Genomic DNA, 536 nt, shown 5'->3' on the forward strand with positions numbered 1-536 from the left:
TCAAAACATAAATATTGAAATATCTCACTCAATAGGAGTAGAAAAATGACCGACCTGAACACTCTATTTACCAATCTTAAACAACGCAACCCCAACCAAGAACCCTTCCATCAAGCCGTTGAAGAAGTGTTCATGAGTTTGGATCCGTTTTTGGCGAAAAACCCAAAATACACCCAACAAAGCCTGCTTGAGCGTATTGTTGAACCGGAGCGCGTGATTATGTTCCGCGTCACTTGGATGGACGACAAAGGCCAAGTCCAAGTCAACCGCGGCTACCGCATTCAAATGAGTTCCGCCATCGGCCCTTACAAAGGCGGTTTACGTTTCCACCCGACCGTCGATTTGGGCGTGTTGAAATTCCTCGCCTTTGAACAAGTGTTCAAAAATGCGTTGACCACCCTGCCTATGGGCGGCGGCAAAGGCGGTTCCGACTTCGATCCTAAAGGCAAATCCGATGCTGAAGTAATGCGCTTCTGCCAAGCCTTTATGACCGAACTCTACCGCCACATCGGCGCCGACACCGACGTCCCTGCCGG

1 protein-coding gene is annotated in these 536 nt (G+C 49.6%); it reads left to right on the forward strand.

The window, feature by feature from the left end; translation table 11 throughout:
- Positions 1 to 45: 45 nt before the first annotated feature.
- On the forward strand, positions 46 to 536 hold a 491-nt coding region (locus tag ACTHSP_RS21520; protein ID WP_440346942.1), incomplete at its 3' end, for a Glu/Leu/Phe/Val dehydrogenase dimerization domain-containing protein.

Source organism: Neisseria sp. P0001.S005, from assembly GCF_051963715.1.